Origin of the sequence: Pseudomonas sp. D2002, assembly GCF_013385735.1 — a bacterium.
Taxonomy (GTDB): Bacteria; Pseudomonadota; Gammaproteobacteria; order Pseudomonadales; family Pseudomonadaceae; genus Aquipseudomonas.
In genome coordinates this window covers 459,834-486,759 of record NZ_JACAPL010000002.1, presented here as the reverse complement: position 1 = coordinate 486,759, position 26,926 = coordinate 459,834, and the positions used below count along the sequence as shown (strand labels likewise).

At 59.9% G+C, this 26,926-nt stretch carries 21 protein-coding genes; 3 read left to right on the top strand and 18 right to left on the bottom strand.

Going from position 1 to position 26,926, the window contains the following annotated elements; translation table 11 throughout:
- Positions 1-137 precede the first annotated feature (137 nt).
- The gene (locus HX783_RS02190; RefSeq protein WP_177015795.1) at positions 138-4,976 is read right to left on the bottom strand and encodes an RHS repeat domain-containing protein; all 4,839 of its coding nucleotides are present in this window, start codon (positions 4,974-4,976) and stop codon (positions 138-140) included.
- A gap of 269 nt (positions 4,977-5,245) precedes the next feature.
- Positions 5,246-5,809 carry an acyltransferase gene (locus HX783_RS02185; RefSeq protein WP_177015794.1) on the bottom strand — a complete coding sequence of 188 codons (564 nt, stop codon included), beginning with the start codon at positions 5,807-5,809 and terminating at the stop codon, positions 5,246-5,248.
- Between the two features lie 250 nt (positions 5,810-6,059).
- Between HX783_RS02185 and HX783_RS02180 the strand changes: the two genes are divergently transcribed.
- Positions 6,060-6,257 carry a hypothetical protein gene (locus HX783_RS02180; protein WP_177015793.1) on the top strand — a complete coding sequence of 66 codons (198 nt, stop codon included), beginning with the start codon at positions 6,060-6,062 and terminating at the stop codon, positions 6,255-6,257.
- Between the two features lie 18 nt (positions 6,258-6,275).
- Here the strand turns inward: HX783_RS02180 and HX783_RS29870 are convergent, their stop codons facing one another.
- The 3 genes from HX783_RS29870 to HX783_RS02170 all read right to left on the bottom strand — a co-directional run bounded on the left by HX783_RS29870 (position 6,276) and on the right by HX783_RS02170 (position 7,601).
- The gene (locus tag HX783_RS29870) at positions 6,276-6,410 is read right to left on the bottom strand and encodes a hypothetical protein (RefSeq protein WP_256347084.1); all 135 of its coding nucleotides are present in this window, start codon (positions 6,408-6,410) and stop codon (positions 6,276-6,278) included.
- Positions 6,411-6,754: 344 nt separating this feature from the next.
- The gene (locus HX783_RS02175) at positions 6,755-7,078 is read right to left on the bottom strand and encodes a hypothetical protein (RefSeq protein ID WP_159955693.1); all 324 of its coding nucleotides are present in this window, start codon (positions 7,076-7,078) and stop codon (positions 6,755-6,757) included.
- A gap of 43 nt (positions 7,079-7,121) precedes the next feature.
- Positions 7,122-7,601, bottom strand: coding sequence for a hypothetical protein (locus HX783_RS02170; RefSeq protein WP_159955695.1), 480 nt, complete (start codon positions 7,599-7,601; stop codon positions 7,122-7,124).
- A gap of 295 nt (positions 7,602-7,896) precedes the next feature.
- Between HX783_RS02170 and HX783_RS02165 the strand changes: the two genes are divergently transcribed.
- Entirely contained in the window at positions 7,897-8,193 is a 297-nt protein-coding gene (locus tag HX783_RS02165; RefSeq protein WP_177015792.1) for a putative quinol monooxygenase, read from the top strand.
- Between the two features lie 2 nt (positions 8,194-8,195).
- Here HX783_RS02165 and HX783_RS02160 read toward each other — a convergent pair whose 3' ends face one another.
- The 13 genes from HX783_RS02160 to HX783_RS02100 all read right to left on the bottom strand — a co-directional run bounded on the left by HX783_RS02160 (position 8,196) and on the right by HX783_RS02100 (position 25,190).
- A complete protein-coding gene (locus HX783_RS02160; RefSeq protein ID WP_177015791.1) occupies positions 8,196-9,245 on the bottom strand; it encodes a hypothetical protein in 1,050 nt (349 codons plus the stop codon).
- Between the two features lie 12 nt (positions 9,246-9,257).
- Positions 9,258-11,066 carry a hypothetical protein gene (locus HX783_RS02155; RefSeq protein ID WP_177015790.1) on the bottom strand — a complete coding sequence of 603 codons (1,809 nt, stop codon included), beginning with the start codon at positions 11,064-11,066 and terminating at the stop codon, positions 9,258-9,260.
- 3 nt (positions 11,067-11,069) lie between these two features.
- Positions 11,070-12,356, bottom strand: a complete 1,287-nt coding sequence (locus HX783_RS02150; protein WP_177015789.1) for a hypothetical protein — start codon at positions 12,354-12,356, stop codon at positions 11,070-11,072.
- 18 nt (positions 12,357-12,374) lie between these two features.
- Entirely contained in the window at positions 12,375-13,298 is a 924-nt protein-coding gene (locus HX783_RS02145) for a hypothetical protein (protein ID WP_177015788.1), read from the bottom strand.
- A 58-nt stretch (positions 13,299-13,356) separates the two neighbouring features.
- Positions 13,357-15,720 carry a hypothetical protein gene (locus tag HX783_RS02140; RefSeq protein WP_177015787.1) on the bottom strand — a complete coding sequence of 788 codons (2,364 nt, stop codon included), beginning with the start codon at positions 15,718-15,720 and terminating at the stop codon, positions 13,357-13,359.
- A gap of 10 nt (positions 15,721-15,730) precedes the next feature.
- Complete coding sequence (locus HX783_RS02135; protein WP_177015786.1) at positions 15,731-16,873, bottom strand: hypothetical protein; 1,143 nt, start codon at positions 16,871-16,873, stop codon at positions 15,731-15,733.
- The gene (locus tag HX783_RS02130; RefSeq protein ID WP_177015785.1) at positions 16,843-18,288 is read right to left on the bottom strand and encodes an alkaline phosphatase family protein; all 1,446 of its coding nucleotides are present in this window, start codon (positions 18,286-18,288) and stop codon (positions 16,843-16,845) included. The genes HX783_RS02135 and HX783_RS02130 overlap by 31 nt, the downstream gene beginning before the upstream one ends.
- Complete coding sequence (eboE, locus tag HX783_RS02125) at positions 18,278-19,498, bottom strand: metabolite traffic protein EboE (RefSeq protein WP_177015784.1); 1,221 nt, start codon at positions 19,496-19,498, stop codon at positions 18,278-18,280. The genes HX783_RS02130 and eboE overlap by 11 nt, the downstream gene beginning before the upstream one ends.
- Positions 19,495-20,379 (bottom strand): TatD family hydrolase, encoded by an 885-nt coding sequence (locus HX783_RS02120; RefSeq protein ID WP_177015783.1) that lies wholly within the window; start codon positions 20,377-20,379, stop codon positions 19,495-19,497. Before HX783_RS02120 ends, eboE begins: the two co-directional genes overlap by 4 nt.
- A 40-nt stretch (positions 20,380-20,419) precedes the next feature.
- A complete protein-coding gene (locus HX783_RS02115) occupies positions 20,420-21,103 on the bottom strand; it encodes an EboA domain-containing protein (RefSeq protein WP_177015782.1) in 684 nt (227 codons plus the stop codon).
- Positions 21,100-21,969, bottom strand: a complete 870-nt coding sequence (locus HX783_RS02110; protein ID WP_159961417.1) for a UbiA family prenyltransferase — start codon at positions 21,967-21,969, stop codon at positions 21,100-21,102. Before HX783_RS02110 ends, HX783_RS02115 begins: the two co-directional genes overlap by 4 nt.
- A 5-nt stretch (positions 21,970-21,974) precedes the next feature.
- Positions 21,975-23,840 (bottom strand): 3-dehydroquinate synthase, encoded by a 1,866-nt coding sequence (locus HX783_RS02105; protein WP_177015781.1) that lies wholly within the window; start codon positions 23,838-23,840, stop codon positions 21,975-21,977.
- A gap of 411 nt (positions 23,841-24,251) precedes the next feature.
- On the bottom strand, positions 24,252-25,190 hold the full coding sequence (locus HX783_RS02100; protein ID WP_177015780.1) for a LysR family transcriptional regulator: 939 nt from the start codon (positions 25,188-25,190) through the stop codon (positions 24,252-24,254).
- Positions 25,191-25,298: 108 nt separating this feature from the next.
- Between HX783_RS02100 and HX783_RS02095 the strand changes: the two genes are divergently transcribed.
- Positions 25,299-26,798, top strand: a complete 1,500-nt coding sequence (locus HX783_RS02095; protein ID WP_177015779.1) for a CoA-acylating methylmalonate-semialdehyde dehydrogenase — start codon at positions 25,299-25,301, stop codon at positions 26,796-26,798.
- Positions 26,799-26,926 lie beyond the last annotated feature (128 nt).

The following is a 26,926-nucleotide window of genomic DNA, read 5'->3' as shown; positions in this document are numbered from 1 at the left end:
ACCGAGGTGCTGCGGGATTTTTTTTGCCTGCGATTTGGGTTTTATAGCCCATCTGTGCGCAGATTGTACTGAGGCTGTGAGGCGGGGCTAGGGGCCCCGCCTTCTTGTTCTTGTCAAGGTTTGAGGCAGGCACTCAGTCAGCGTCGGACTTTCGACCATATTTTCATGAACTGCCCCCAAGGCCCCCATGTGAGGTTTGAAACAAGGGTATTGGTAACTCTGAGGGGGCCAGGCTCAAACGTGTTCGCATTCCCAAAAGCCCCCGTGAGGACGAAGATGATTGTATTGATCTCAGCGACGCTGAAGCTTTTTATGACTTCCTTGAATGTCAGCGCATTTGTGTTGAATCCAATATCCTTTAAGAATCGCGCCTTCAAGCTTAAACGCCCAAGGCCGTTGAGCTGTCCCAGATGTCTGAGTGCGATTGTTGCGACGGGAACCGCTTTACCCACGAGGTTTCTGGCAGCCGCAAGAGCGGTTCGCGCCAGGTATAAGGAGAGCGTCGCCGTTTTTCCCGCCAACGATGCCAGGCCACCGAGTGCTCCCACCCCCAGGGATATCCAGCCCAGCGTCTTGGATAACTCGGGATTGGACTCGCTGGTCAGTGCTGCTCCGACAGCTGCGGCAAGCGAAAGCGCGGCCAACGAGGCCAACAACGGGAGCGCTAAACCGCCCGACAGGAAGGTTGTGAGTATGCCAAGCCCTCCCCAAATGATGGCGCTGATCACTGCGCCTGCGGGTCCGGATCCGAACCCGAGTGCCCCAGGCTCCGTACCTCCAAAGCGGGCCGTCCATTGGACCTGCACGTCTTGGTGCCCGCTGGGGTCTTGATAATTGACAGGATCGCCGTTGGCACAGTAGCCATACATGCTCGGGCCACCGTCTCCGTGTGGGCTTAACGTGTCCATTTTTTCGAAACCCTTTCTCTGCGGGTCATACCAGCGGTACCCCATACCCAGCGGGGACTGGCCAGTGGCGGCGTCGCGGTATTCGCCGTTGAAGCCCAGCATTGAGTCGGGCTCGTCGGAAAAATGCTCGCCCCAGGCTGTATAAGCGTGGTGCTTAAAGGTTTCGGCGTTGAGGTCGTAGCTGACGAACACAGTGCCATAGGCGTCGCGCAGTTCAAACAGCGTTCTCATAACCCCCGAGCGTTTGATCTGCTGCACCGTGCAGCCCGAGCTCCCAGGGTTAAGGTTGCGATAAGCATCATCGCTCCCAAGTGAATACTCGCCACATACGTTGAGCCCGTCATAGATCAGTTGGGTTTGTTCGCCGTCTTGCTCGCGGGTCATCAAACGGTCCGAGGGGTCGTAGCTGTAACGGGTACTCCCGGCCTGGGTCAATCGCCCCAGCCAGTCATAGGTGTACTTTTTACCGGTATGGTCCTGGGTCATCTGCCCGGCCAGGTCATAACTCAAGGTGGCGAGCGCGGTGGGGTAGTCCGCATGATCGTTCTTCAGCGTTTTCAGGCGGAAACCATTCAAGCCGTCATAGGTGTAGGTCGCGGTATTCTTCTCGGTGCCGAAAGTGGTGATACACGTGGTGACATTACCCAATGCGTCGTAAGTAAAGTCCTGCTTGTCGATGTCTTTGTTCTTGGGCGTCTTCGGTCGCCATACACCGGTGGTGGTGCAGGCCTTGAGTCGCCCGCCCGGAGTGTAGGTCAGGCTGCGCGAGCCCAGCACAGTGCTCCCTTGTTTGAGCTGCACCGACTTCAATTTGTCATCGGCGTAGTAGGTGCTCGCCAACGTGAGGTCAACTTTGCCGCTGAGTGTAAATTGGCGGCTGGTTTCCCGGTGTTGTGAATCGTAGGTGTAATTAGCAGCGAAGCTGATGGTCGGATCGGACGACTTTATGGGACCTCTGATCGTTTCTTGCTGAATGCGTCCCTGCTCATCGTAATTATGATCGCTCCTAAAACGACGACTGTCGGCGGCTATACGCTGCCCCGCCACGTTGTATTGAAACACCGTCCTATTACCTAGCGTGTCTGTCCTTTCGATCGCGAGCCCACCCATCGAGTAGTTCGAGAGCGCCTCTTTGGCTTGGCCGGGCTGCGTTTCTACGCGCTGTTGGGTCACGTGTAGATAGCGGTCATGGGTGTACTCGAGCAAATGCTCGCCTTCGCTGGCCGTCGCGATACCCTGTGTTCCGTAGGCGTAAGTGAAGCTCTTTTGCTCGCCGGCGTTAGCGGTTCGGGTTTTGGCCAGGCGGTTACCCAGTTCCTTGATGTATTCATGCTGCAGGACGCTGCCTTCAGCGGTCTCGGTGGATGTTGGCACCTTGCTGGCGCCGGTATAGGTGTAGGTTTCGGTGCAGGTACCGCGTGTCATGGACGTGACTCGGCCCCAACTGTCGAATGTGCGATTACCGAGGCGCTGGCGTTTGCCGTCGAACTCAATCTCCACCTGTTCGGCCTCACGCAGTAGCCATTGCTTGGGGTTGGTGTAGTAGTAGGTGTAGACGAGGCTTGGCGCGAGTAACCCTTTGGCTTTTTCGCTATGTTTTTCGCTCAGCAGGCGGCCGCTGCCATCGTAGGTGTAATCAATGGTGGTTTCGCCCAGCTCGCCGTCGGTGTGCAGCCGCGTGACCAGTTTGAAATGGCTGTAGCTGGCTGTCTGGGTTTGGTAGACCTTGCCATCCTCACCTTTCCATTCGATTTTTTTGATCGTCTTATCCGTGTTAAAGGAGGTGACTGTAGCGTGCTTGTCGGTGGCTTTTCCCGTCCACTGCGTGCGCGTCAACGCGACGGGATCGTAGAAATCGAAGTCCTGCCGGCCGTCGCTGTACGTGATGCCGCAGACCTGGTTCCAGTCATCGTATTGATTTTCCTGCCAATGGCTGACGCGAAGGCTATTGATCACATAATCATAAAAGGTGGTACGTAATTCACGCCCGATACGGTCGTAGCTGACGGTTTTGGTCAGTTTTTGTTTGTCACCTTCAATCAGGTATTCACTCACCAAACGGTCTCGGCCATCGTACTGGCTTAAACGCGTTTCCCCGTTGGGGTTGGTGATTTGCACCTGGCCCGGCGCCGGGTAGGTGTAAGTGGTGACTTGGCGATAGGTCGGGCTTTGCGCGCACACCGTGAGAGTAGCCAGTTGGCCAAATGGGTTATAGGTGTACTCGGTACGGTTGCCATCGGTGTCGACTTGGCGAATAAGGCTGCCATTGAGGGTGCTGAGAGTTTCCGAGGCAGTGCGTTGGTTGCCCTGGTCATCCGTATCGGTGGTCGTGGTGGTCAGTTCGGTGTTGCCTATGCCTCCCAGAGCGTATTCGAAAGTGCGCAAGGGTTCGCTTACCGTCCGTTCCAGGGTGCTGTTTTTGAGAGTGGACTGGCGGATGCTTTTTGGGCGCCCTTTGCGAAAGCCGTCCTCCAGGTAGTATGTGTATTCCTTGCCTGTCAGTGCGGCATCGGCAAATTTACGGTTCAGGTCATTGCTGGCAAGATTGACTTGCAATGTACTGCGCAGCTTTCCCTCACTCATTTCGGGCACAGTGCTATAGCTGTGAACTTTGAACTGCTGAACGTCGAAATTGCGGTTGCGGAGGAGGGGGAGGTCGGGGAGCAATTTCTCTAATAGGCCTGGCGGTATACGAAGTACTTCGGCGGAAACATAGGCAAAATCAAAATCACTGCCAGCATCCTTGTCACGCCATTGTGGTTGCGGTCTGTCCCCCGGGTCTTTTTTGGATGCATTAAAAATGTCATCCATCAATGAGTTTAAAGAACTTTCGTCGACCTTAAAGTACTCAATTTTAGTAAAGAGATCATTTTGCTCATTGCTCCACAGGGCGGCGCCAGTCAGTAGTTCATTTGCAATTTTTTCCGCACGGCTTTTATTTGCTTTTTTGTAAGTGGTGGTGATATTGAGCTGGGTCAGTGCACTATTAACTACTTTTGCGTCGTAATTTTTTACGATTTTGGCAGTACCCTGTATCACGGTTTCTGATTTGACGACATGCTTGTCATCGTATTGATAAATCGTGGTGCGGATTGCCGGTACGCCTTCACTCATAATGGTGCTGTACGCATTATCGGTATCAAATGCATAGGAATACGTTGTGATAACAGGCGTCCCGCCCCCATTGGGTGTCAAGGTGTGCGTGTTGACGCAGGGCAATTTCGACAACTTCGGTTTGTCTGGGAAGTCCAGCCCATTTTCTTTGTATTCAACCGTTTCTTCGAGGCCATCGAAGGTCTTGATCTTTTTCAACAGCCAGCCGCATGTGGGATGGTCGTCATACTCTAAGGTCGTCTGAATGTCATCTCCCAGGCTCACGGACCGCAGGGCGTAATCCGTGATATCCAGGGTATAAGTCATTGTTTTGGCTGCATCATCAGGCCAGAAGATAAACTTGGCGCGCTCAATGGCCGGAGTTGCATCTGGGACAGCGGCGGTGTACTCGACGTTGAGCAGCCTGCGGGTAGCATCCTTGATGCCGGTTAGTTGAATCTGATATTCAGGCTTTTCAATTGTCCCGCGATTTGTTGCCTGCCAAGTGAGGTGTACGCTGTTATAGCCGTCGGTGGTCAACGTATCCAGCATATAAATTTTTGTGCCTGGCACCTCTACGAGGAATTCTGTTCTACCACCCTTATGGCGTATCGTCAGTCCGCCATGCTCAAACTTTTCCTTGACGCCGGGTTGGTTTTTAAGTCGATTGTTTTTTGTAAAGCTTAGAACTTCACCCGAGTACAGTGTCAATTTTCCACGGGCTTCGTCATATTGAGTCATCGGAATGAAGCAACCATCCCCTATTGAAAAAAGATTATTGACCACCGGCGTGTTGTGAATACTTATGTCCATCACTGGCCCGTTGCCGTCGTTCCCGATTACCGAGCTCAATCGAAAATAAGTCTCGAATAGACCGGTACGTGGGTCGACCACGTTTCGTTTTTGTGTGGTTGCGTTAAAGATCGGGTCGTTTTCGGAATCGACCGGGTCCGTACCCATTGGATTGTGAGCCATGTTCATCTCCCTATGCTGTATGTGCCCTATTCATTTAGAGGCTGCGGTTGCGTTTTGAACGTACGCCGCTTTCAGCAGGGAGGTAACTGTCAGTTCTCACAGGTGTTTATATTGAATGGAGCTAGCTGCCGGGGTTTTTATTTCATTGGCGCTTCGGAACTTTCAGGCAGGGCCCAAACGAGTACGCCAATAATGTCGGGGTGAGGAGAATGCGCCAAGCCAACGCCAGGGCTGTAGCACGCTGACGGGCCGGCTGACTTCGCTATGGATTAATCCTTTTGCGAAGCAAGGTACTGCGCTTCAAGATCAAGAAGGTCACGTCTTCTGTTCTTTATGCGCTTGGCCGGAATGCCGAAGTATATCCCCCAGGCCTCGGTGGATTTGGTCACCATGGTCATAGCTCCTACAGAACATCCCTCGGCCAGGTTTACACCCGGAAGCACGATTGAGTTGGTGCCTATGATCACGTGCCGACCGATATGGACAGGGCTTTTGGTTTCAGTCTTGTAGGCGCTGGGGACGGTTGGGTTGGTCAGTGTTTTACCTGAGTAGTCATCTGACTGAGTGAACACTTGGCAGCCGTAGGCCAGGCCGGAAAAGTCCTCCATGGTCACACCTGACTCGCCGCCGGCCACGTTGCTGAAAATAGCAATGTGCACGTTCCGGCCAAGGGTTACTTTTCCCGAGATCACGCAAAAATCATCGATGCGGCTGTAGTCGCCGATTGAAAGTTGATCGCAGTTGTAAAGGGAGGCTTTGTCGCTGATCTTTACCTGCTTGCCCAGCTTCTTGAAGCCCATTTCCTTGAGTTGAGTGTCTGTCAGAAATGCCATTTGGCTGTCTCCCTGTCGGCAATGTCAAAAAGGTTGTCTTTATACAGGGCGCCAATGCTCAGCGCGAGTGGGGCAGGGAAACCTGCCGTTCGCATTTGATGGGCCGACGCTGCACATTTTTTACTGTTCGTCCGGCGTGCTTGAAGCGCCTTCTTTGGAAGCCATTCGTCTAACGCTCTGCACTTTGCAAGCGGTGCCGCCTCTCAAGCTTAAGCGCGGGTTTTTCCGCGCGCCAGAGTGGAGAGCCAGCATGGACATCAACGAGAAAGCCCCAGGCAATCTATCCCAGCAAGCCGTCACGCGCGGCACAGACAATGAAACCGGCCATGATCCTCGGCGTGATGAGGAAGCGGTTCCATTGCCGCCGGAGGACGATGCGCCCCTGGAAGAGGACATGTCGGATGTGGACGCTGCCGATTCGGTCGCCAGTGAGCATCCCGACAATTAAACGTTGTGAGGGATCAACTCAGCAATTGAACACCGGCGCATAGCGCTCTTCACGTTTCTTGAAGTGAATGGGCGCCATGGGGACTTTTTCGCCGTTCACGAAAATATCCGGAAAGGTCAGGGTGAATTCGTCCGTATCGCCTTTGTGTTCCATAGGCAACCCGTCTAGATCAATAGTTTCGATGCAATTGCGGGTTGCCACCTGGCGTTTTGATCGCTAACCTGAAAATGTTTGAATTGTTACGAATAATTTCGGGTGCGGCCTTTTCTGGGTCGTGCGACTTCAGGACGAGGAACGAAAAATGTTTTCACACGAAGGTCCCGCAATAGAGCTGTTGCTATTGATTTTCGGCTTGGCAGGCCTGCTTTTGGTCGTCTGGTTTATTCACCACCAATACGAGCGAAAGAACGGGAAGGGCGTAAAAAAACAACAAAATCGTAACGAAAGCCGCTCCACGTAGCAAAAATGGCCGTATGCCTGTCGCCTGCGAAGAGCAATCAGCGCGGGTGCGGCACCACGAATGGGCTCGACCAATGGCCCATGTCCGGAGCGTCCATCTCTGCTTGAGTACAGCCCAGGCGTTTGGCTCGCTCCAGGGTCGACCAGATTTCGCCACCCCAGTCCGCGGGTTTTCCTTGCAGTTTGAGCACGAACTTGTGCCCTTCAACGACATTGCTCGTTCCCGCGCACTCCCAAACGCGTTGTTTTTCAGAGGTGGGCAAGGGGGCGTCCAGCCTGGCTTGTGCACTCTCTGAAAGCTGGGGCGGCTTGGCGTTGCAACCTGCAAGGGCAAGCGCTAACAAGGCTGGCGTTAATCGCATTTCAATTCCTTTTGTTGTTGGCAAAGGCCCGGCAGTCGCCGGGTCATTTGGCGGCCTGAGGCTTGAGGCGCTTCATCGACCAGCGCACTACATTACCCCCAGCATCGTTACCAGAGGCCCAAACTGCAGTAGTCGTGAGCGCCATCTCGAGCGTGTCGCCCTGAAAACGCCCGGTAAACGTTTGAGTGGTGGTGGCTTGAAGAACGCCCTGGTCGTTTTTATTGATCAAGATCCGCTCGCCCTTTATCGAGTCGCCTTCACGGGTAAACGCAGTCGGGTGGTCAACGCCAGGATGGTCATGGGTGTAGTAAGCCCAGCGCTGCATCACCACGTCCTGAGTTTCCTTGGTCCGCCACCAGATAAACTGTTTGTCGTTCTTGAAGTAAACGTAAACCTGATACCCGTACCGGGTAGGGTCTTCTTTCTCTGCATACCAAAGCCCATCCGGCACTTGATAGCGTGGGGCGCTGGTGCAACCTGCGAGAAGCACACCGATAAAAACACCCAGAAGTCGCTTTTTCATGAATTCCCTTTCAATAGGCCAGCATCGACAGCCGATGCCGAGGTGATTGATTGCGGCCGCATTAAAGCATTTTTATCGGCTGAGGCAGGACGTCGTCGCGACCCAAATCGCAGACAAAGAAAAGCCCACGATGGGGGCGCGGGCTTAAAGGTGTTCGCTTAGGAGCTGAATTCAGACTAGGCGCCCGACTGTGAAAACCGCGTGAAATGCACAAGGCATTTGCAGATTTTTGCATCGAGGCATTCGGCTCACGTACTGTGCGCATTCCTTGTCCAACTTACGCAGTGGTGTGTGCATGTCAGATGAAGTGCGGCTTGTGGTCATTATCACTACCCAGCCCGGCAAAGGCTCGCAGCAGCTCGCCGCGTTTGAACGGCTGGCCCCTCACGTCAGGGCCGAGCAGGGCTGTTTGCAATACGACCTGCACCCGGTTGTGGGCAACCCCGACAGTTTTGTGCTGATCGAAAAGTGGGCCTCCAGCGCTGCACTGGAGGCCCACCACGCGGCTGCGCATATGCTGGAAGCGGCCAAGCACAATCCGTCTTTTCGTGCCGGGCCTGCGACCGTTTTGCGGTTAGAGGATGCGGTGTAGGTTCACAGCTGCACCCGCCGCAGCCTGCCCGTCAACGGCGCCACGGTGTTGTCGGGCCGGGGCAGCGGTCGACCCGTTAACCCCATGCCTTCGCTGACTAACACGGCGCCCGGCACGCGGCACAGGTTGGACGGCGTATCCAGGCCGCGCGCGAGCACTTCCACCTGGTGATTGTGCAGGTTGCAGCGCAACAACCGCCCGCTGAACCGGGTAAAACCGCCATGCAGGGGCGCGCCGCTCCAGTCTGGCGGCAGCGGTTGTTGCAGATGGCTGCACAGCTCCAGCACCAGCAGGTTGCCGTGCGGGCACCACGCCAATCCGGTGGGCAACTGCAGGCCGCGTATCACCACCTCCAACTGGCCGCTGGCCGGGTGGGCGCGAATCACCTGCCCGGCGAAGTCGGCAAAGTCGATGCCTTTACGCGCGGGCTCACCGTGCAGTTCGCCGGAGAACAGGCTGATCAAAACTCCGTCAGTTTCCGGCTCGTACACCAGGGTGACGGGCACCGCCTCCTGGCCTTGATCGAGTGTCGGCAGTTGCGCCAGCACCTGTTCCTCCTCGCCGCTGCGAAATTCGACCAACTGGTTGGTATCGGGTTTGACCGCCAGCCAACTGCGCCGCGTCGGGTGATAGCACAGCGCATTGAGGTTGCCACGGCTGTGAAACACCGGCTCGGGCGGGCTGTATTGCAGGTCGAGCAGTTTGGAGCCGCCGACATAATCGGTCTGGCTGGCCAGGCAGCGCCCGTCGCCACAAGCGATGTCCGACAGCCCCATGATTTCATCCCGCAGCATGCGTGCCTGCATGTTAATGCTGCGAAAACCCTGGGCGAGCACTTCGCCGGGCAGGTAAGCGCCAGGCTGCAGCGGGTCGGGTGGCAGGCGACTGATGCGGCCGCTGAACGGTTGGTCCGGTAAACCCGAACCGGCTTCGGCCAGCAACAGGCTGCCATCGGCTTGCAGGCACACACCACGCGGGTTGAGCAGGCCTTCAGCGATAAAAGTGCTCGGGCGCAGGTTGTCGATAGGTTGGGCGGGAATATGCAGAGTCATCGTGTTTGCCTCCTATTGCGGCGGTTGCCATGGGCTGCCGGTGAGATAGGCGCGCAGCAGTGCGCGCTGGGCGGGGGACATCGAGCGCACCACCGGCATGAACAGCGTGGTGCCTTTATAGGCGTCGGCGGTGCGCGCGAGGATGGCGTTCTTCGCCGCCATGATTGCGTCGGGCTGGTTCAGCGGCACATAGCGCGACATGGCGGGGAAGGCCAGGTAGTGAAAACGCAGCACGTTGGGGTACACCTGCTGCCAGGTGATGGTGCTGCCCCTGGCGATGCCGAAATCGGTCTGCGCGTACTTGCGAAAGTTGGTGAAAAACGCGCCGGCGTCCACGCCATTGGCCGTGCAGGTCAGCGCGACGAACCCCGCCTGGGCGGCACTGCCCGGTTTGAGCGTGACCGGAAAACTCACCGCCTGCTGGCCGGCGCTCACCGTCAGCGACGGCGGGAAGTTGAGGAAGTCGATGTATTGCTTCTGATCGTAGACCCCCGGCGCACTGGCCCCCAGCCTGATGCTCGTGGCATTCGGCACCGGCCCGCCCAGGTAGCGCACTTGCAGGTTGATCGTCAGGCCGTTGGGGTAATCCTCCAGGTACACGTTGCGCTGGTTGGCATACACCCGGTAGATCGACTCGGTGGCGTTAAGCGACTTACCCGCGACGAGGTTGGGGGCGGTGATCCTCAGCGGTGCGGTATTGACGGTTTGCTGCTGGCTCACATCCAGGGGCAGGTCGACAATGCCGCCATACACGTAGTAATTGACCAGCGGGCTGGCGGTCGGGTTGAGGGTGAGCAGTGCGGTGGTGCCGGCTGAAATGGTCACCGGCCCATAGTTCGCATTCGGCCCGATGGGGCTGGTAATGTCGTCGCGCACGGCACGAAAGGTTTGCTTGGGAATCACGTTGACCATGTCCAGGCTCAACACCCCCGTATTGCCGACCGCCGCGTAAGCCGCATTTTTGGTGTTCGTGTTGACCAATTGCCGGCCCGGTTGACAGCTCAGCGGTTCGCCGGCAAACGCCGGGGCCAGTGTGCCAATGACCCGGCCGATGCTCGGGTTGGGCGTGTACTTACCGGCGGCGTAATCGGCGTCGAGCTGCGCGGTGGTCATCTGCGGGCACATTTCGAACATCACAAACCGCAAGACGATGCCGGTTGCGCCCGGCGCCTGGATGATCGCCTTGAGGCCACTGCTGTTCTTGTTCCAGCTGACGATGCTGCTCAATGGAAACGTCAGCTGAAACGTGCCGCTGGCGTGAAACGAGCCCGGTGCATCCATCTTCGCCGGCTCCAGCACGCGGGTGGTCACGTCGAAACTGCTGCACACCGCATTGCAGCGAATCAGCAGTTGGATATTGTCGTTGCTGCCGATTTGCAGGCCGCCGACAAAAATCTGCGTGGTGGTCGAGGCGCTGGGGTCGAGGTCGACCATCATCGGTCCGGACACCGGGCCCTGGCCGGTCACCGGGTCCACCGAACCGAGCAGGTACACCGGCTGACCGACCTGGTCACCCGTGGTGCTGACGCTGCCGGGGTTGCCTTGGGAGCTGATCAAGGCGTTTTGCATGTCCACCACATGCTGGCCGTAGTGGTTCCAGCCGCCTGCGGTGTAGTAGTTGCCGGTGGGCGCGTTGATCATGCTGTTGAGCTGGTCGTCGGTATACGACTGCGCGCCCGGCGCCATGGTCGAGGTGGTCAGGTCGAAGAGCGGCCAGTCATCATTGCCATTGAAAGGAATGGTCGGCGAATTGTTCGGCAAACTCACGTCCGTGCGGATGCCGCCCCAGAAATTCAGTCGTGGTCCGTTGAGGATGCTCATGGTCTATTCCTTGTCCGTGGCGTGAGGGGTAAACGGTGGGTTGGCGAATTTGAACAGGTACGAGAAATCGGATTTGAACGGGCTCTTCACCGGCGTCGCCATGGAGTGGCAGTTCATGCAACTGCTGTTGGGCTGGATATAACTTTCCATGGTCACGTTGGCCGAGAGTGCCGGGGTCGGCTGGCCCAAGGGGTTGCTCGGGTTGTTCGGCAGCAACGGGCGCTGCGTGGTGATCAACTGGTAGTACTTCAACACGCTGCGTTGCAGGCCGGGGTTGGTGCGGTAGTTGTTGTTGACCCAGCCGGTGACATCGGCGATCGGTGTCACGCGGTTCAGCGGGTTGGGCGTCTGGAAGGTGGTGCCGGGTTTGGGCACGCACACCAGTTGCGTGCCTTGGGTCTGCCAGTTGCAGGGCGACTGGTTGAGCGCGGCGGCGGGGGCGGCGGCATTGAAGTAGGAGTAGGCGGTGCCCGCCACGGGTTGGTCGACCCACTGGCCGTTGACCTTGGCTTTGGGCGGCACGTTTTCGACCTGCTCGAAGGTCGACCAGATCCACTGCGGGTAACCATTGACCTTGGTGATGATGTGCAAACCCACCAGCCCCAAATACGCCTCGCCAACGCCAATGCGCTGCCCCTGGCTGTTGAACCGCGCCACCCGCGCAAACTGCGTCAGGTAATGGCTGGCATTGTCACGGGCGGTGAGGATCCGCCAGCTGGATTTGACCTCGATGACGCCGTTGGGGAAGTTGATGGTGCTGGCCTTGGACACCACATTCGCGTTGTAGAAGTTATTGCCGACGATGTAGTTGTAGGAGGCCTGGTTGGCCGAGATATCGTAGTAGGTCGGGTTGCCCGCCTGGTCGATCAGCCAGCCGCCCACCGCCTGGTCGATGGAGTTGACCAGTGAGCTGTTTTTCAACGCCGCAATGTTGATGATGCCCAGGCTCCTGGCAGTCAGCGGGCTGTTCCACGGCCCCGGGTTGGCGGCGCCCGGCAAGAAAATTTCACTCACGGTCTTGTAGGTTTGCCACACGGTGTAGCCGGGGTCGCCGGGCTGCTTGTTGCAATTGGGCGTGCCGCGCTGCCCATCCTGGGCCGGCCAGTTCAAGGCGATAAACAGCTGCCAGCTGTATTGATCGAACTGATCCTGGCTGGCGTTGGCCGCCGGTGCGCTGCTGGGCGGCTGGCAGTTGAGTGGGGTGACCAGCGTCGACGGCTCAGGCGCTTCCCGCGCCTGGGCCGACAAGCTGACCAGCCCGAGTAACATCACACTCACGAGTGTTTTCATGGCGATACGTCCTTGTGGTCAGGGTTTGCGCTGCATGAGCTGGTTCCACTGCGCTTTGTGGCCGTTGCTCTGTGAAGCGGGCGGCTCGAACAATTGGCACGGCGGCGGGTTCGACGGGCACATGGCGGCCACTTGGTCCCAGGTTTGCGCCGGGTTGGGCTTGGCAATGCGAAAGTTGGTGTAGTTCTGGCTCACGATGGGCGCGTTGGCGACGCTGGTATCGCCGGAAAAGAAGAACGACTGGGGCAAGCGGTAGGGCGGTTTGCCCGTCTGCTGTTTGTTAAACGCATACCCGAACAGAATCGGCCCCGACGGTGAGTCCAGGTCCAGCGCATAAGCCTGAACGCTGCCATTCAGGTGTTTGCTGCGCTCGGCGCTGTAGGGCAGGTGCTCGATAAAGTCTTGGCGCGGCGGATGGTTCATCGGCGAAAACATGCAGCAGGCCGGCATGTCTTTCGGGCGGTCCTGCGGGTAGGTCAGGAAGTACGCCTTGTTGCCCAGGGACACAAACGAGCAGCTGTAGTTGTTGTTCTTGATCGGGAAGATCGGCAGGCAATATTTCTCGTAGTGCTCCATCATCGCGCCGAAACCATCGCCGTCCGCTGGGATGTAGGTGGTGTCGTAGTAGCTGGTCCCGCGCGACACGGTGTAGTCGGCAGGTTTGAGCGTGGCGGGTGGGTTGCTGTAGGGCGGCGGGTTGTTCTGGTAGTTGTTCATCACCCGGTACATCGTCCAGTCGCTGATCCATTGCGCCGGGAAAAACGGATCGGACGGGTCGCCGGGCGCGCGCTTGGCGATGCAATTGCCGTTCTGCGCAGTGCACCCTTCGCTGTTGTGCACCCCGTTGGTGAAGTACACGGCACCGCTGTCGTCCCCGGCAAATGCAGCGGGGCTGAGCAGCAGCATCAGCAGCAACAGGCGGTTGAAAAGGCTGGCGTTCATAAAACACTCCTGTGAAAGCCGGGTGACAGCTGCGTCACCCGGTGGTCCTGTGTGCGGCTTATTGGTAGTCAGTCATGCTCAGCGGCACGGGCGGGTAATTGCGCTTCACCAGCGCCTGGGCCCACAGCTCCAGCACCGCGCGGCGGCTTTGCGGCATGTCGCGGGTGATCGGCATCGCCAGGGTGCTTTCCTCCTGGTATGCCTTGCTGATCAGCACAATCAACTGGTCGACGGCGCCCTCGATGCGCGTCAGGTTATTGAGCGGCATGTACTTGCTCATGATCGGGTACAGGTAATAGAACGGCTGCAAAATGAACGGGTAGATGAAGGTCTCCCAGATCAACTTGCCGGCGTCTGCACGCTGGTAAATCAGGTTCCAGGCATTCACGAAGTCCTGCTGCATCTGCGGTTCCTGCGGCAGCACGCGCAGGGGTGCAAGGAAATCGGTAAAGGCCTGGTTGAGTGGGAAGCTGAACGGAATCACTGGCGCCTGCTGGCCGTCCTGCACAAAGAAACGCAAGGTCGGAAATCCCGGCGCCTGGGCAGTGACGGTCAGGTTGGCGATGCCATTGGCGTCGGTCTTGATCTGCGCCAGGCTGTAGTTCACCGGACTGTTCAGTGGGTCTTGCAGCGTGCCTTGCATGGCAATCGGGTTGGCGAACGTGAGCGTTGGGCTCAAGGCGACAGCGGCCGGTGTCGGCAGAAATTGCTGATAAGTCACCGGCGTCGTCTGATCGGCCGACACCGCCAGCCGGGTGGCCATGAGCTGGCGCCCGGTGCCCTCGGTGATCTGGCCAGGCACGGCCTTGGCACCGCTGAACTGCGGCAGGTTCGGGCTGTTGTTCGCCGGGTTCTGCGGGTCGTTGTAGAACAGCGTGAAGTCCGCCGCGTTGCTGAACGCCAGGTAGTAATCAGTGGTGCACAGCATGTAGGCATTGCCGTATTCGGCCACCCACAACACCGTGCCCTCCGGCGCCGGCTGGCCGTCGTATTGCACCATGACCTGCAGGGTCTTGGTGTCGCCCACGTCGATAAAACCGGCGCTCTGCACCACTTCGGCGGTCCACAGTTGCTGGGTCGCAGCGATGATCGGCGTGGTGCCTTGCTGTTGCAGTTCCAGGGTGCCGGTTTGCAGCTGTGCCTGGGCTTGCACGGTCAGCGGCAGGTCGAGGATGCCGGCGCGTTTGTCGAACGCCAACTGTTGATAGTCCTCATACCCGAAGCTGGCCAGCGGGCTGAATTGCGTGCCCTGGCGGATACCAATCTGGTAGTTGCCGGCCTGGTATTTGGCGGCGACGGGGATGTCGGCTTTGCTGTCCACGGGATAGAACGGGAAGGCGTTGCCCAGGTCCAGGGACAAGGTAGTGCCATGGGCCTGGGCCGAGATCACGCCCAGTTGCACCTGGCTGGTGGTGCCCGGTGAGGTTTTGTAGATCGGCACCTTGGCGGCCGGCACCAGGCGCCTGCCTGCCGGGGCGGTGGGGAACTCATCCTCAAACCATAGCCCCAGGCTGCCCACCGTGCGGCTATACGCCGGGTTGAAGAAAATATCGCCGACATTGTCCAGCGCCTGTTGATACATGGCCTGCACCTTGGCCTGGGCCGCAGGCGTAGAACTGTGGGTGTCGATAGGCGGGTAGTCGTTGAAGATGCCGTTCTTGTCGTAGCAGGTCAGGTAAGTGGTAAAGCGGAACATCAAGCCCTTGGCGTTTTGTTGCGCCATCTGCGCCTGCAGGTTTTGCAGCAGGGCCGAATTGCCGATCACCCATTCAAGGTTTGCCTTGGGAAAACACGTCTGCCAAGTGGTGGTGACGTAGGCCAGGCCGCCGAGGTTGGCCCAATTGAAATTGAGGAAACGGTCGAGCATGCGGTGCTCGCGGTTGAGCGTCAGGCCGCATTGCGCATTGCCCAGCACCAGCTTGTCGAAGTACAGCGCGGTGAAGGTGTTCTGCCACGGGCTCACATCGACAAAGCGCGCAGGGGAAGAGGGTGCGCCGCCAAACGGATTGCCGAGCAGCTGATAGCTCTGGTTGATCAGCGGGTCCTGGCTTACATAACCACCGTTGGGCAACTCGCCCCCGGTGATCACCGACTGGGTCTGGTTGTAGCTCACGGTGCCGCAGGCGTTGTCGCCGAACAGGTTCCATTCACCGGGAATCATCGGCGAGCTCAATTGCCCGGCGTTACCGGGCACTTGCATCACATAGTTGGGCACGCTGGCCGGCGCCAACGGCGCAATCGTCCACGGCAGCAGGGTGCTGGCGGCATTCAACGGCGTGATGTCGAAGGCCTTCAGGAACGGCCAGTTCATCTGCATTTTCACCGCATCGTAGAGCGGGTACATGTCGTTGTTGTTGGCGGTCGGCGGGTTCCAGAACATATGGCCGCCCAGGTAGATACGCGGGAAATTCAATACGCTCATGTCATGCTCCTTAGCGTTGCCACTGGGCGCGTTTGAGCGACCAGACAAAGTCCAGTTTGTGATACCCGACAAAGTCGGAAGCCGGCAGTGCGGCGGTGGGGTAGACGATGCCGCCCTGTTGTTTGAGGGCGAAATTGAAGTAGCCTTTGGTCGGTGAATACGCGGCGGTGCCGTGGCAGGCGAAGCACGAAGACATGTTCTGGAAGGCCGACTCCAGCTGGGAGTTGGCGAGCAGGGTGGGCGTGGTGTTGGACTGCACGCCGATCAGCTCGTACTGCGCCAGCGTCGGGTAACTCGCCTGAAAGCTGCTATTGACCGGTTGCGCCGCCGCCGTCGGCCCGGTGCTGTTGGTCATCGGCGTGGGCGGGACCGCGTTGGTCACGGTGTACTTGCTGTTGTTGCGGTTCTCAAACGTGGTCCACACCCAGTCGGGGTTGAGTTTGTTGATCACATGCAAGCCGCTCAACGCCGCATAGCCGACCACGTACTGGTTGCCCTGTTGGTAGTAGGTCTGGGCGATGTAGTAACCATCGTTGGCCAGTTGCTGCTGATAGGTCGGGTTGTTGCCGATCCACAGCCAGGCGGCCTTCAACTCCCAGGCGCTGGAGGGGAAGTTCAAGTCGCTGGTCAGCGCGGCCTGGCCATTCACGTTGTACACCTTCTGCTGCACGATGTAGTTGAAGGTGTCCGGCCCCATCAGCAGTTGGAAACGCACGGCCTGGCCTTGCTGGGCGGGCGGCACCTGGCCGCCCATTTCCAGGATCAACCCGTCCACCTGTTGCGTGGCGTTGAGGTTGTGAAAGGTGCGATTGGCGTTCATGCCCATCGCCTGGGCTTGCGTCAGCACGGCGGCTGGCACGGGCACGCGTTGGGCGTAGGGCAGCGGTTGCGCGCCGTTGGCCAGGTAGACCTGGTCGGAAGGTTTCATGGTTTCCCAGACCATATCGGCGCTTTGCGAGGCAGCGGGTTGGTTCAGGCAGACGAACCAGTTCCAGGCCAGGGTCTCGGGGCTCTGGGTAAAGGTGGTTCGGGTCTTGTCGATATTGCCGCCAAACTGCAGAAAATCCGTGCAGTCGAACGACGTGTTTGCGCCTTGGGCATGGGCCAAACCGGCCAGTGCGCTCAGGACAGTGATAGATAAGGCTCGCCGCATGGAAGCTCCTTGGCATTGGCCAGTTCAGCGTGTGGGCGCCCCAGGAAATGTTCCAGGAGCAGTTGTTTCACTGCCGTCGCCGCAAGTTGTTGCGGCAACGCCAGATCACAATTGGTGATCAGCAAGGGGCCGGTCTGCACGCTGCTCGGCAGGCGGCCGTGGCTGCCACGGACCAGCGTGGTGTCCAGAGGGATCAGGTCCATGTAGTAGCGAAAGCCGAGTTTTTTCTGCAGCAGGCGGCGCGCCACTTTCAGCTTCGGGAAAGGAATCGCCGGGTCGACAAACAGCTCGACCGGGTCGTAGCCAGGCTTGCGATGGATGTCCACGGTGCGCGCAAAATCCGGGGCCTTGCGCGGGTCCAGCCAGTAGTAATAATCGAACCAGTAACCCGCTGCGGCCACGGCCACCAGCTCGCCGCTGCGGGGGTGATCGAGCTGCCAGGCGCGCTGCTCGTCCTTGTCCAGCACCTGCTCGATGCCGGGCTGGCGTTGCAGCAAGGCCTTGACCCGAGGGATGTCCTGCGCCTGCTTCACATACACATGCGCGATTTGATGGTCTGCCACGGCAAACGCCGCACTGGCGCCGGGGTCGAGCAATTCCCAACTCAAGGATTGGCGCACGTGCAACAGGCCTTCGGCGCGCAATACGCGGTTGATCGACACCGATTGCGTGACGGCTTCGATGCCGTATTCGGAGAGCAGCATCACCGCCGCGCCCTGCGCTTCGGCGAAGTCCAGCAGGCGCCCGACCTCGGCGTCGATGGCGCGCACTTCATCGCTAATCGACGGGTGATCCGGCCCCACGCGCTGCAAGCTGTAATCGAGATGAGGCAGGTAGATCAATTGCAGGTGCGGGCGGCTGATCTGGAGCTCGGCCATCGCGCACTCGACGATCCAGCGGCTCGACGCAATGCCCGCCGTCGGCCCCCAGAAGCCGGGGAACGGGAACTCGCCGATTTGCGCCTCGATCTGCTCATGCAAACCGGGCGGTGACGAATACAGGCCGAACTGCTTGCGCCCATCGGCCGGGTAGTGCGGGCGCGGGGTGATGGCGGCGTCCACGTCGGCATACATGTTGTACCACCAGAACAACTGGCTGCAGCGAAAGCCTGGGATTTCACGTTTGAGCGTGTGCCAGACCTTTTCACCCTGGATCAGCGCATTCGGTTGCAGCCAGAAGCGCACCTCGGCCTGGTCGCGAAAGTACCAGCCATTGCCGACAATCCCGTGCTGCGACGGCGGCGCGCCGGTAAGAATCGAAGCCTGCACCGTTGAGGTCACGGCGGGGAATACCGGTTGCAGATGGGCCATCTGCGCGGTCTTGAGCAGGGCGTTGATATGCGGCGTCGCGTCACCCAACAGCGACGGCGTCAGCCCGACCACGTTGATCAGCAGCAGCGGTTGCTCAGAGGGCATCGGCGTACGCCTCCTGCGCCAGGGTGCGCAACAGGTTGCGTTGGCGCAATTGCTCCTCGACCCAACGCAATTCCGCCGCAATGCCCGCCAGCTGGGCGGGCTCGGTGGCGGGTCGCAGTTCAGCGGGCAGTACGCCCCAACTGTAGGTTTCGACTTCCAGCACCGGGCGAAAATCAGCATGCGCCGCCAGGTAATCGAACGTCTGCGCCAGGGCCACCTGGCTGCCGCTGAGTTCGGGCAGCAGCAGGTGTTCGCTGAACAGCGGGATGTGGAAATGAATGCGCAGTTCGCTGAACCCGGCGCAGGTGTGCAGGGCGGCGGGCAGGTCCGGCCAGGCGCGCAAGCGGCCCTGGGCATCCAGGGCTTTGACCTGATGCAAGTAAGTGGCTTCGGCAAAGCTAGCCAGGGTCGCGAGCACGGTTGCACGGCGCGGGTCGGCTTCTGGCGGCAGGCGGCAAATCATCGCGTTGGACAGCTGAATCTTGCCCACCGGCACCCGCGCCTGATGCAGCCTTTGCAGCGACTGGTAGCAGTCTTCGAACATCACCGCTTGGTGGCACACATCAAAACACAGCGCCAGGTAGGCATGGTTGGGGTCGATGGCTTGCCGACGCTGGAAGAACGCGATGGCCTGCTCGGTGTTTTCCAACACGCAGTCCGGCTCCATCTCCAGGCAGAACACGATCTTCTTGCCGGTTTCCCCATGCAGGCGGGCGAGGGCGGCGGTGAGTTGGCTCAAGTGCGCATCGGCGCGCGCTTGTAACGCCTGCGTCCAGGTGGCGGCGTAGCCCAGCGGCACCGTGGAAATCACCCCTTGGCGGCAATCGGGCGGCAAGGCGTCGGCGAGGATCCGCGCCAGGTCGAGGCTGTAAGCCAAGCGTTGCGGCTCGGCCCAGTTGGGCAGGTAGACCTCGGCTTTCACCGCGCCCTGATGAAATTCGCCATAGGGAAAACCGTTCAGCGAGGTCAGGCGCATGCCGCTCTGCTTGAGCCGCTCCAGGAACTGCGCACGCGCCGAATGTTCCTGTAACTGGGCCGCCGCGTGAGCGCAAATCCACAGGCCGCTGTCCTGTTGCGGCAGCCCCCGGAGGCGGCGCACGCCTTGAAAGTGCTGCTCGATGGAGGCGCTTAACCCCGCCAGGTCTCGGGTCGGGTGCACGTTGCTGCAATACCCGACCTGCGCGGCCGTCCAGCCGCTGCCGACACTCATTTGACCACCGGGTCCTGGCCGCGCAGGGCCGAGTTTTCCTGCCATTGCTTGCGCTGGTCGATGGGCAGCGGTGTGCTGACCAAGGCCTTGTCCAGCTGGCCGCTTTGGGCAAAAAAGTCCACCGGGTTGTGGAACAGCACCTGTTCCACCTGGGCTTCAGTGAAGCCTGCCGCCAACATCGCCTGGCCGGTCTTGGGCACTTTCAGCGGGTCGCTGATGCCCCAGTCGGCCGCGCTGTTGACCACCATTTTCTCGGTGCCGTATTCCTTGAGCAGCGCCACCATGCGCAGCTCCGACATTTTGGTGTTGGGGTAGATGGAATGGCCGCGCCAGCACTCGCTGTCGAGCACCAGCGGCAAGGTCAGTTCGTTGAGGTGGTCGATGATCACCAGGTGCTCGGCGATCCCGACTTCGCGAATCACCGCCAGGGTGCGCTTGGTGCCGCCGACCTTGTCGCGGTGCGGGGTGTGCACCAGCACCGGCAGGTTGAATTGCTTGGCCAGTTCCAACTGCGCGGCGAGAAAACGGTCCTCTTCCGGCGTGATGTCGTCGTAGCCGATTTCGCCCACCGCGACCACGCCGTCTTTGACCAGGTAGCGCGGCAGGATCTCCAGCACTTCATTGGCAATCGACAGGTCGTTGGCCTCCTTGGGGTTCAGGCCGATGGTGCAGAAGTGATGAATGCCAAACATGCTCGCGCGAAAGCGTTCCCAGCCCAGCAGCGTGTCGAAATAGTCGACGAAACTGCCAACGCTGGTGCGCGCCTGGCCTTGCCAGAACGCCGGTTCGATCACCCCGGTAATGCCGGCGGCGGCCATGTTCTGGTAGTCGTCGGTGGTGCGGCTGACCATATGAATATGCGGATCGAAGTACTTGAGCATGGTGAATCCTCGTCAAGGAAAAGGGCGGCGTTGGGCGGTGTCAGTTCAGGTAGGCGTGCCATTCCGGCGGCAGGCGCAGGCCGCGCAAGCGTTGCAGTTGCGCCGGGCTAAGCAGGTCGAAGGCGATCACTTTGGGCAGGCCGGGGGACACGGTGCGCGCGGCGGCGAGCTGTTCGTCGAGCAGGTCGAGGGCCAGCTGGTTCAGCGTGACGCCGTGGCGTTGGGTGAGGCCGACCAGGCGCCCGATATCGAGGCCCATGCCCAGCGCCTTCAACACCAACTGGTGAAACGCACGCTCCGAGTAATGGCGTGACGGGTACGCGGTGTCGAGGGCCAGGGCGGCAAACACCTGCGGGTTGCTGGTGCGCCCGGCCTGCAAGGCCAGCGCCACGCACAACCCGTCGCTGTCGAGCCAATCGAGGGCGCTGAGCAGGGCGGCTTTTTCCTGATCGTCACCCCACAGGAACAGCTGGTGCAGCAGCGGCAACTGCTCGGCAGCCGGGGTGTGTTCGAGTGCTTGGGCCAGCAGCAACCCACGCGCCAACGTGACGGCAGGTGCTGGCAGGTGACGTTTGCACTGGCCGCTCAACAACGCCGCCGTGGTCGCGCTGGGTTGTAGGGCAAGCTGTGCCTGCGCCTGCTGCCACCACGCCAGTTCGCTGGCATTCAGTTGCTCGGTCAGGGCTTGAAGGTGTTCGGTGAGGCCATCCTGGCGCATGTTCATGTCGGCTTGATCCAACGCTGAAAGTGGGGAAGCAGGAAAAACACCAGCACACACAACAGACTGCCCAGCGGCTGGTTGGCCACCGCCAGCACCAGCGCGTCGAACAGCGGCAGGGCGGCCAGGCCTGCGCCGATAAACGCACGCACCTGGCGCTGTGGCGGGTTGGCCAGGTGTTTCCAGTAATGCCAGCCCAACCAGCCAAGCCACAGCAGCAACACCGGCCAGAACCACAGCGTGTTGGAATAGAGCGCCAGCGCCAGCGGGCTGAGCATCAGCAGCAACGGCAGGCGGCTGATCAACTGGTTGCGATGTTCCTGGCGGGCCAGGTAGGTCAGGCCGCTGATGTACACCCCGAGCAATATCGCGCACAGCCAGATCGGCTCCGCTGGCACCGCCAGGCTGGCCGCCGCCGTGAGGTACAGCGCCGAGCGGCAGGCACCCATCAACCACACGCTGTGGGCGTATTTCTTGTGCAGCAGGTTGTAGCCGACGATGCAGCCCACCAGCAGCAGCACGCTGCCGAGCAGCCAATGCGGCTCGTCGATCAAGCGGCTCAGGCCCAGCACCGCAGCGGCGGCGAGTATCAGCAGCAGCGCCGTGGCCCGGCCCACCTGCTGGCGGCTGGCCAAGCCCAGGGTGATCGGGCGCGGGTTATGGTGTTGCCGGTCCCAGTCGGCGTCGAGCCAGTCGTTCAACAGCATGCCGGCCAGGTACAGCAACGACAGCGTGATCAGCAGCAACCCCCACACCAGCGACGACGGCGGTGCCAATGCGCCGGCGCTGCTGGCGAGCAGGGCGGCGGCCAGGGTGTTGGTCCACACCGTAGGCAGGTTGGAGACGCGCCCGAGGGTCATCCAGGTTTTCATCGGGCTCATTGTGCGTAACCCTCGCCCAGGGGCAGCGCTGCATCGCTTGCGCTCGACAGCCGTTGCAGCGCCGCCTGCATCGTCGCGCTGTCGATCTCATGCAGGTCCACCGACTGGCCGATGCGGTTGAGCATCGGGATCGACAGTTGCCCGCCCAAGTGCTGGCGGAACTCCTCCAGGCCGAGCAACAACGGTGAGCGGCCCTGGGCATCTTTCAACGCCAGCTCCGGCGGGCACAGGTTGAAACCCAGCGTGCGCAACAGGCGCATCACCCGTTGCGTGTCGGCATCGCTCAACAGCCCCAAGGCATTCGCATACAGCCCGTCCAGCGCCATGCCCACCGCGACGGCTTCGCCATGGCGCAGCCGGTGGTGGCTGAGGTTTTCAAGCTTGTGCGCGGCCCAGTGCCCGTAATCCAGGGGCCGACCGTTGCCGCGTTCGAACGGGTCGCCCGCCCCGGTGATATGCGCCAGGTGCAGCTCGGCGCAGCGACGAATCGCGTAGCGGCTGGCGCTGTGCTCGAAGTGGGCGAGGGCGTCGGCGTGTTGCTCCATCCATTCGAAGAACGCCTGATCCTTGATCAGCGCTACCTTGACCGCCTCGGCCAACCCGGCGATCTGGTCGCGACGTGTGAGGCTGGTGAGCAGTTGGAAGTCATTGATTACGGCGGTGGCGGGGTAGAAGGCGCCCAGCAGGTTCTTCTGGCCGAAGGCATTGATGCCGTTTTTCACGCCAATGCCGGCGTCGTTCTGGGCCAATACGGTGCTGGGAATGCGGATCAGCCGAATGCCACGGTGAAAGGTGGCGCAGGCGTAGCCCACCGCATCCAGCACCGCGCCGCCACCCAGGGCCAGCACGTAGCAATGCCGGTCCAGGCCGTGTTGCAGCATGTCGCTGTAGAGCTGCTCCAGCACCTGTGAAGTTTTGCTCGGTTCACCGGCCGGCACGGCGATGGGCGCGGTTTTTAACTGCAGGTCGGCATGGGCGGCGAAGTAGGCGTCGATCTGTTCCGCAAGCGCTGGGGCGCTGTGCAGCAGTTGCTCATCGGCGAACACCATCACCGTCACCGGCGCAGCGTGTTGTGTGATGAGTTCGCGGTGCAGGCACGGGTTGCCCGGATCAAACAGATGGTCGGTGAAGATCACCGGGTAGTCGTAACTGACCTCGAAGCGTCCGCGCAGCGGCTGTTCCACACAGGGCTTGGGTTTGAGCAGGCTGTAACCGGCCACAAACGCCAGCGGCAACACCATGCTGGCGAGAATGGTCACCAGCAGTGCGTGCTGCTCGATCAGCAACGTGCCGATGGCCGTGTAAGCCAGTGCCAGTCCCGCGTTGGCCAGTGTGGTAATCAGCAAAAACGCGCGCAGCGGGTAGCGCTGCATCCCGGCGGCCACCACTGAAGTTTCCGCCAGCACCGGCACACCGCGCAGGCAAATCAACGACAAGGTGCCCAGCCGATACGCCAACTGCCCAGGCTGGCGCTGATGCAAGCCAAGGCGGCCGGACAGCAAGCGCAAGTAACCGGCGCCCAGCGCGTACCCCAGCGCGGCACCCAGGCACAGCCCGATAAAAATCACCAGGTAGCCACCGAGGCTGCCGAGCATGGCGACTGCCAGCAACGCGACCATGCTCGACGGCACCGGCAGCACCACGTCGAGGGCGAGCAAGGCGATCAGCAGCAGTGCCAGGTTAAGGGCTTGGGCGGTGGTGGAAGGTTGGTACAGGTTGAGGTGAATCAGGAAGTCTTGGATCTGTTGTTCAAACAACAGGAAGCTGGCAATCACCAGCACTGAAAAGCCAAACAACGACAGCCAGAAATGTTCGGCTGGCGCCTTTTTCGAGAACGCACGATACCCGCGGCTGCGCTTCATCAAAGCATCCCTTTTGAGAGTTAAGACTAAGTTCCGTGTCAGTGTTAGGCGCTGTTTTCAGAGCAATAGAGTTCCTCGCCTGTACGGCAGGTTGTGTGCGTAATGGCTGATGGCTTTCACGGTATTCATGAACGTAGCCGGTTGTGGTTTTTTTGCAAGTTTGCGCAGGTATGAGTTTGAAAGCGGAGTTTAAGCGCCGCGTGTGCGGCGAGTTTTATCCATGCTTTACAATTAGTTGTATGGCTTTTTTTGAAGTGTCAAGAAGCTGTTGTCACTGGCTTTCGCAAGTAACAAGTTCAGTACAAGGTCTGGATATTGGTTATTTGGATTATTGCCGCTGGCTATAAGAAGTTTATTTGTAAGTGGTTGTCGAGAACGATTCCGCTTAAGTCGTATGCATGAGTTTATTATTCATCCATTAAACCGGAAGCCGTCTGACAACTTATCCTTTAGATAGCCAACTAACGTACTGACCGATTTCGGCACATGGGGCGAATACGGCCGTATCAGGTAAATCTCATCGGCAAACGCGCCCTTGAGCGTCCAGCCCTTGAGCACCTGCACCAAGGTGCCACTGGCCAGCGCGGCCTGCGCGCTGAAGTCCGGGAGCAGGGCGATGCCCAGGTGGTTGAGCGCCGAGTCGCGCAGCGCCTCACTGTTGTTGGTCGAAAAGCTGCCGGCGATGGGCACGGTCACGCGTTCAACCTTCTTGCCGCCGCGTTCGAAGGTCCAGGCCGGCTGGTCGCTGCCGCGTGGGTAATACAGGCAGTTATGCGCAGTGAGGTCGCCGGGTTCGCGGGGTTCGCCGTGCTGTTGCAGATAGTCGCGCGTGGCGACCAATACCGAACCGGTGTCGCACAGTTTCCACGCCACATGGGTTTCCGGCACCTGGAAGCCGTGCCGCACGGCCAGGTCGTAACCTTCGGCCGCCAGCGAACTCAAGGCATCCGACACATCCAGTTGGATACGCACCTGCGGGTACAGCTGCAAAAATTCCGACAAGTGCGGCACCAACTGCTGACGCGCAAACGCCACCGGCGCGGTAAGGCGCACCAGCCCGCGAATCTCACCGGCAGAGTCGCGCACCGACGAGAAGCTGCGCGCGATATGTTCATAGGCGCTGCGCACGTCGCGGGTCAATGACAGCCCGGCATCGGTCAGGCGCACGCTGCGCGTGGTGCGGGTGACCAGGCGCGTGCCGGTGGCTTTTTCCAGGTCCGAAATGCGCTGGCTGACCGCCGATTTGCTCACACCCAGGCGTGCGGCGGCGGCGGTGTAGGTGCCGTGTTCTTCCAGCACCGACAGCCAATGAATGTGGGTCCACAGCCCTTCGATCTCGGATTTTTCCATGACGCTATTGTTCGCCTATGAGGACAATCAGTTCTGGATTCTGCTCTGGTTTGGAACAAACCGAAAGCCTATCGTGTGTTCCAACGCTACCCACCTGGGATACCTGCCATGACCACCACGATTGAGCACTACATCAACGACCAGCGCGTTTCCCGCGATGATCGCTATCAGGACGTCTACAACCCGGCCACCGGCGAAGTGACCGGCCGCGTCGCGCTGGCCAGCCGCCAGACCGTGGGTGAAGCCGTCGCCGCCGCCCAAGCGGCGTTTGCCAGCTGGGCTGATACGCCGCCCATCCGCCGTGCCCGCGTGTTGTTCGAATACCTGCACTTGCTGCGCGAACGCAAGGACGACCTGGCGCGCATCATCGTCGCCGAACACGGCAAGGTCTTCACCGACGCCCAGGGCGAAGTCGACCGGGGTATCGACATCCTCGAGTTCGCCTGCGGCATTCCGAACCTGCTCAAGGGCGAGCATTCCGACCAGGTCTCGCGGGGCATGGACAACTGGACGATGCGCCAGCCCCTGGGCGTAGTGGCCGGCGTCACGCCGTTCAACTTTCCGGTGATGGTGCCGATGTGGATGTACCCCATCGCCATCGCGGCGGGCAACACCTTTATCCTCAAGCCAAGCCCGACTGACCCGAGCGCGTCGCTGTTCATGGCCGAGCTGCTGCATGAAGCCGGCTTGCCCACAGGCGTGTTCAACGTGGTGCAGGGCGACAAGGAAGCGGTGGATGCGCTGCTCGAACACCCGGACGTCAAGGCCTTGAGCTTCGTCGGCTCCACGCCGATTGCGCAATACATCTACGAAGCCGGTGCGCGCAATGGCAAGCGCGTACAAGGCTTGGGCGGCGCGAAAAACCACATGGTGGTGATGCCCGACGCCGACATCGAAAAAACCGTCGACGCACTGATGGGCGCGGCTTACGGCAGTGCCGGCGAACGCTGCATGGCCATTTCGGTGGCGGTGCTGGTGGGCGATGTGGGCGATAAAGTCATCGCCGCCTTGACCGAGCGCGCGAAGACATTGCGCATCACCGACGGCCGCGATTTAAAGGCCGAAATGGGCCCGATTGTGTCGCGGGCCGCGCTGGAGCGCATCAGTGGCTACATCGAACAAGGCGTGCAAGCCGGTGCGCAATTGCTGCTCGACGGCCGTGACTATGTGCCCACCGAACCCGGCCTGGAAAATGGCTTCTGGCTCGGCGCGACCTTGTTCGACCACGTGACCCAGGACATGAGCATCTACCGCGAAGAAATCTTCGGCCCGGTGCTGGCCTGTGTGCGTGTGAATGACTTTGCCGAAGCGATCAAGCTGGTCAACGACCACGAATTTGGCAACGGCGTGAGCTGCTTTACCCGCGACGGCAACATCGCCCGCGAGTTTGCGCGGCGTATCGAGGTGGGCATGGTCGGCATCAACGTACCGATCCCGGTGCCGATGGCCTGGCACGGCTTTGGTGGCTGGAAGAAGAGCCTGTTTGGCGACATGCATGCGTACGGCACCGAAGGCGTGCGCTTCTACACCAAGCAGAAGTCGATCATGCAGCGCTGGTCGGAGAGCATCGAACAAGGCGCGGAGTTTGCGATGCCGGTGTCCAAATAACGCAAGATCACCGTAGATCAACTGTGGGAGCGGGCTTGCTCGCGAAGGCGGTGTGCCAGCCAACTCATGTGTCACTGACCCACCGCATTCGCGAGCAAGCCCGCTCCCACAATTTGACCGAGTTCAAC

What these genes read in the sequence shown, in the direction of transcription:
- eboE (WP_177015784.1), bottom strand. Translation starts at nt 19,498, where the DNA reads ATGAGTGTCGGCAGCGGCTGGACGGCCGCGCAGGTCGGGTATTGCAGC.
- HX783_RS02160 (WP_177015791.1), bottom strand. Translation starts at nt 9,245, where the DNA reads ATGACTCTGCATATTCCCGCCCAACCTATCGACAACCTGCGCCCGAGC.
- HX783_RS02135 (WP_177015786.1), bottom strand. Translation starts at nt 16,873, where the DNA reads ATGCGGCGAGCCTTATCTATCACTGTCCTGAGCGCACTGGCCGGTTTG.
- HX783_RS02145 (WP_177015788.1), bottom strand. Translation starts at nt 13,298, where the DNA reads ATGAACGCCAGCCTTTTCAACCGCCTGTTGCTGCTGATGCTGCTGCTC.
- HX783_RS02105 (WP_177015781.1), bottom strand. Translation starts at nt 23,840, where the DNA reads ATGAAGCGCAGCCGCGGGTATCGTGCGTTCTCGAAAAAGGCGCCAGCC.
- HX783_RS02170 (WP_159955695.1), bottom strand. Translation starts at nt 7,601, where the DNA reads ATGAAAAAGCGACTTCTGGGTGTTTTTATCGGTGTGCTTCTCGCAGGT.
- HX783_RS02185 (WP_177015794.1), bottom strand. Translation starts at nt 5,809, where the DNA reads ATGGCATTTCTGACAGACACTCAACTCAAGGAAATGGGCTTCAAGAAG.
- HX783_RS02110 (WP_159961417.1), bottom strand. Translation starts at nt 21,969, where the DNA reads ATGAAAACCTGGATGACCCTCGGGCGCGTCTCCAACCTGCCTACGGTG.
- HX783_RS02155 (WP_177015790.1), bottom strand. Translation starts at nt 11,066, where the DNA reads ATGAGCATCCTCAACGGACCACGACTGAATTTCTGGGGCGGCATCCGC.
- HX783_RS02190 (WP_177015795.1), bottom strand. Translation starts at nt 4,976, where the DNA reads ATGGCTCACAATCCAATGGGTACGGACCCGGTCGATTCCGAAAACGAC.
- HX783_RS02140 (WP_177015787.1), bottom strand. Translation starts at nt 15,720, where the DNA reads ATGAGCGTATTGAATTTCCCGCGTATCTACCTGGGCGGCCATATGTTC.
- HX783_RS02130 (WP_177015785.1), bottom strand. Translation starts at nt 18,288, where the DNA reads ATGCCCTCTGAGCAACCGCTGCTGCTGATCAACGTGGTCGGGCTGACG.
- HX783_RS02165 (WP_177015792.1), top strand. Translation starts at nt 7,897, where the DNA reads ATGTCAGATGAAGTGCGGCTTGTGGTCATTATCACTACCCAGCCCGGC.
- HX783_RS02115 (WP_177015782.1), bottom strand. Translation starts at nt 21,103, where the DNA reads ATGAACATGCGCCAGGATGGCCTCACCGAACACCTTCAAGCCCTGACC.
- HX783_RS02180 (WP_177015793.1), top strand. Translation starts at nt 6,060, where the DNA reads ATGGACATCAACGAGAAAGCCCCAGGCAATCTATCCCAGCAAGCCGTC.
- HX783_RS02120 (WP_177015783.1), bottom strand. Translation starts at nt 20,379, where the DNA reads ATGCTCAAGTACTTCGATCCGCATATTCATATGGTCAGCCGCACCACC.
- HX783_RS02095 (WP_177015779.1), top strand. Translation starts at nt 25,299, where the DNA reads ATGACCACCACGATTGAGCACTACATCAACGACCAGCGCGTTTCCCGC.
- HX783_RS02100 (WP_177015780.1), bottom strand. Translation starts at nt 25,190, where the DNA reads ATGGAAAAATCCGAGATCGAAGGGCTGTGGACCCACATTCATTGGCTG.
- HX783_RS29870 (WP_256347084.1), bottom strand. Translation starts at nt 6,410, where the DNA reads ATGGAACACAAAGGCGATACGGACGAATTCACCCTGACCTTTCCGGAT.
- HX783_RS02150 (WP_177015789.1), bottom strand. Translation starts at nt 12,356, where the DNA reads ATGAAAACACTCGTGAGTGTGATGTTACTCGGGCTGGTCAGCTTGTCG.
- HX783_RS02175 (WP_159955693.1), bottom strand. Translation starts at nt 7,078, where the DNA reads ATGCGATTAACGCCAGCCTTGTTAGCGCTTGCCCTTGCAGGTTGCAAC.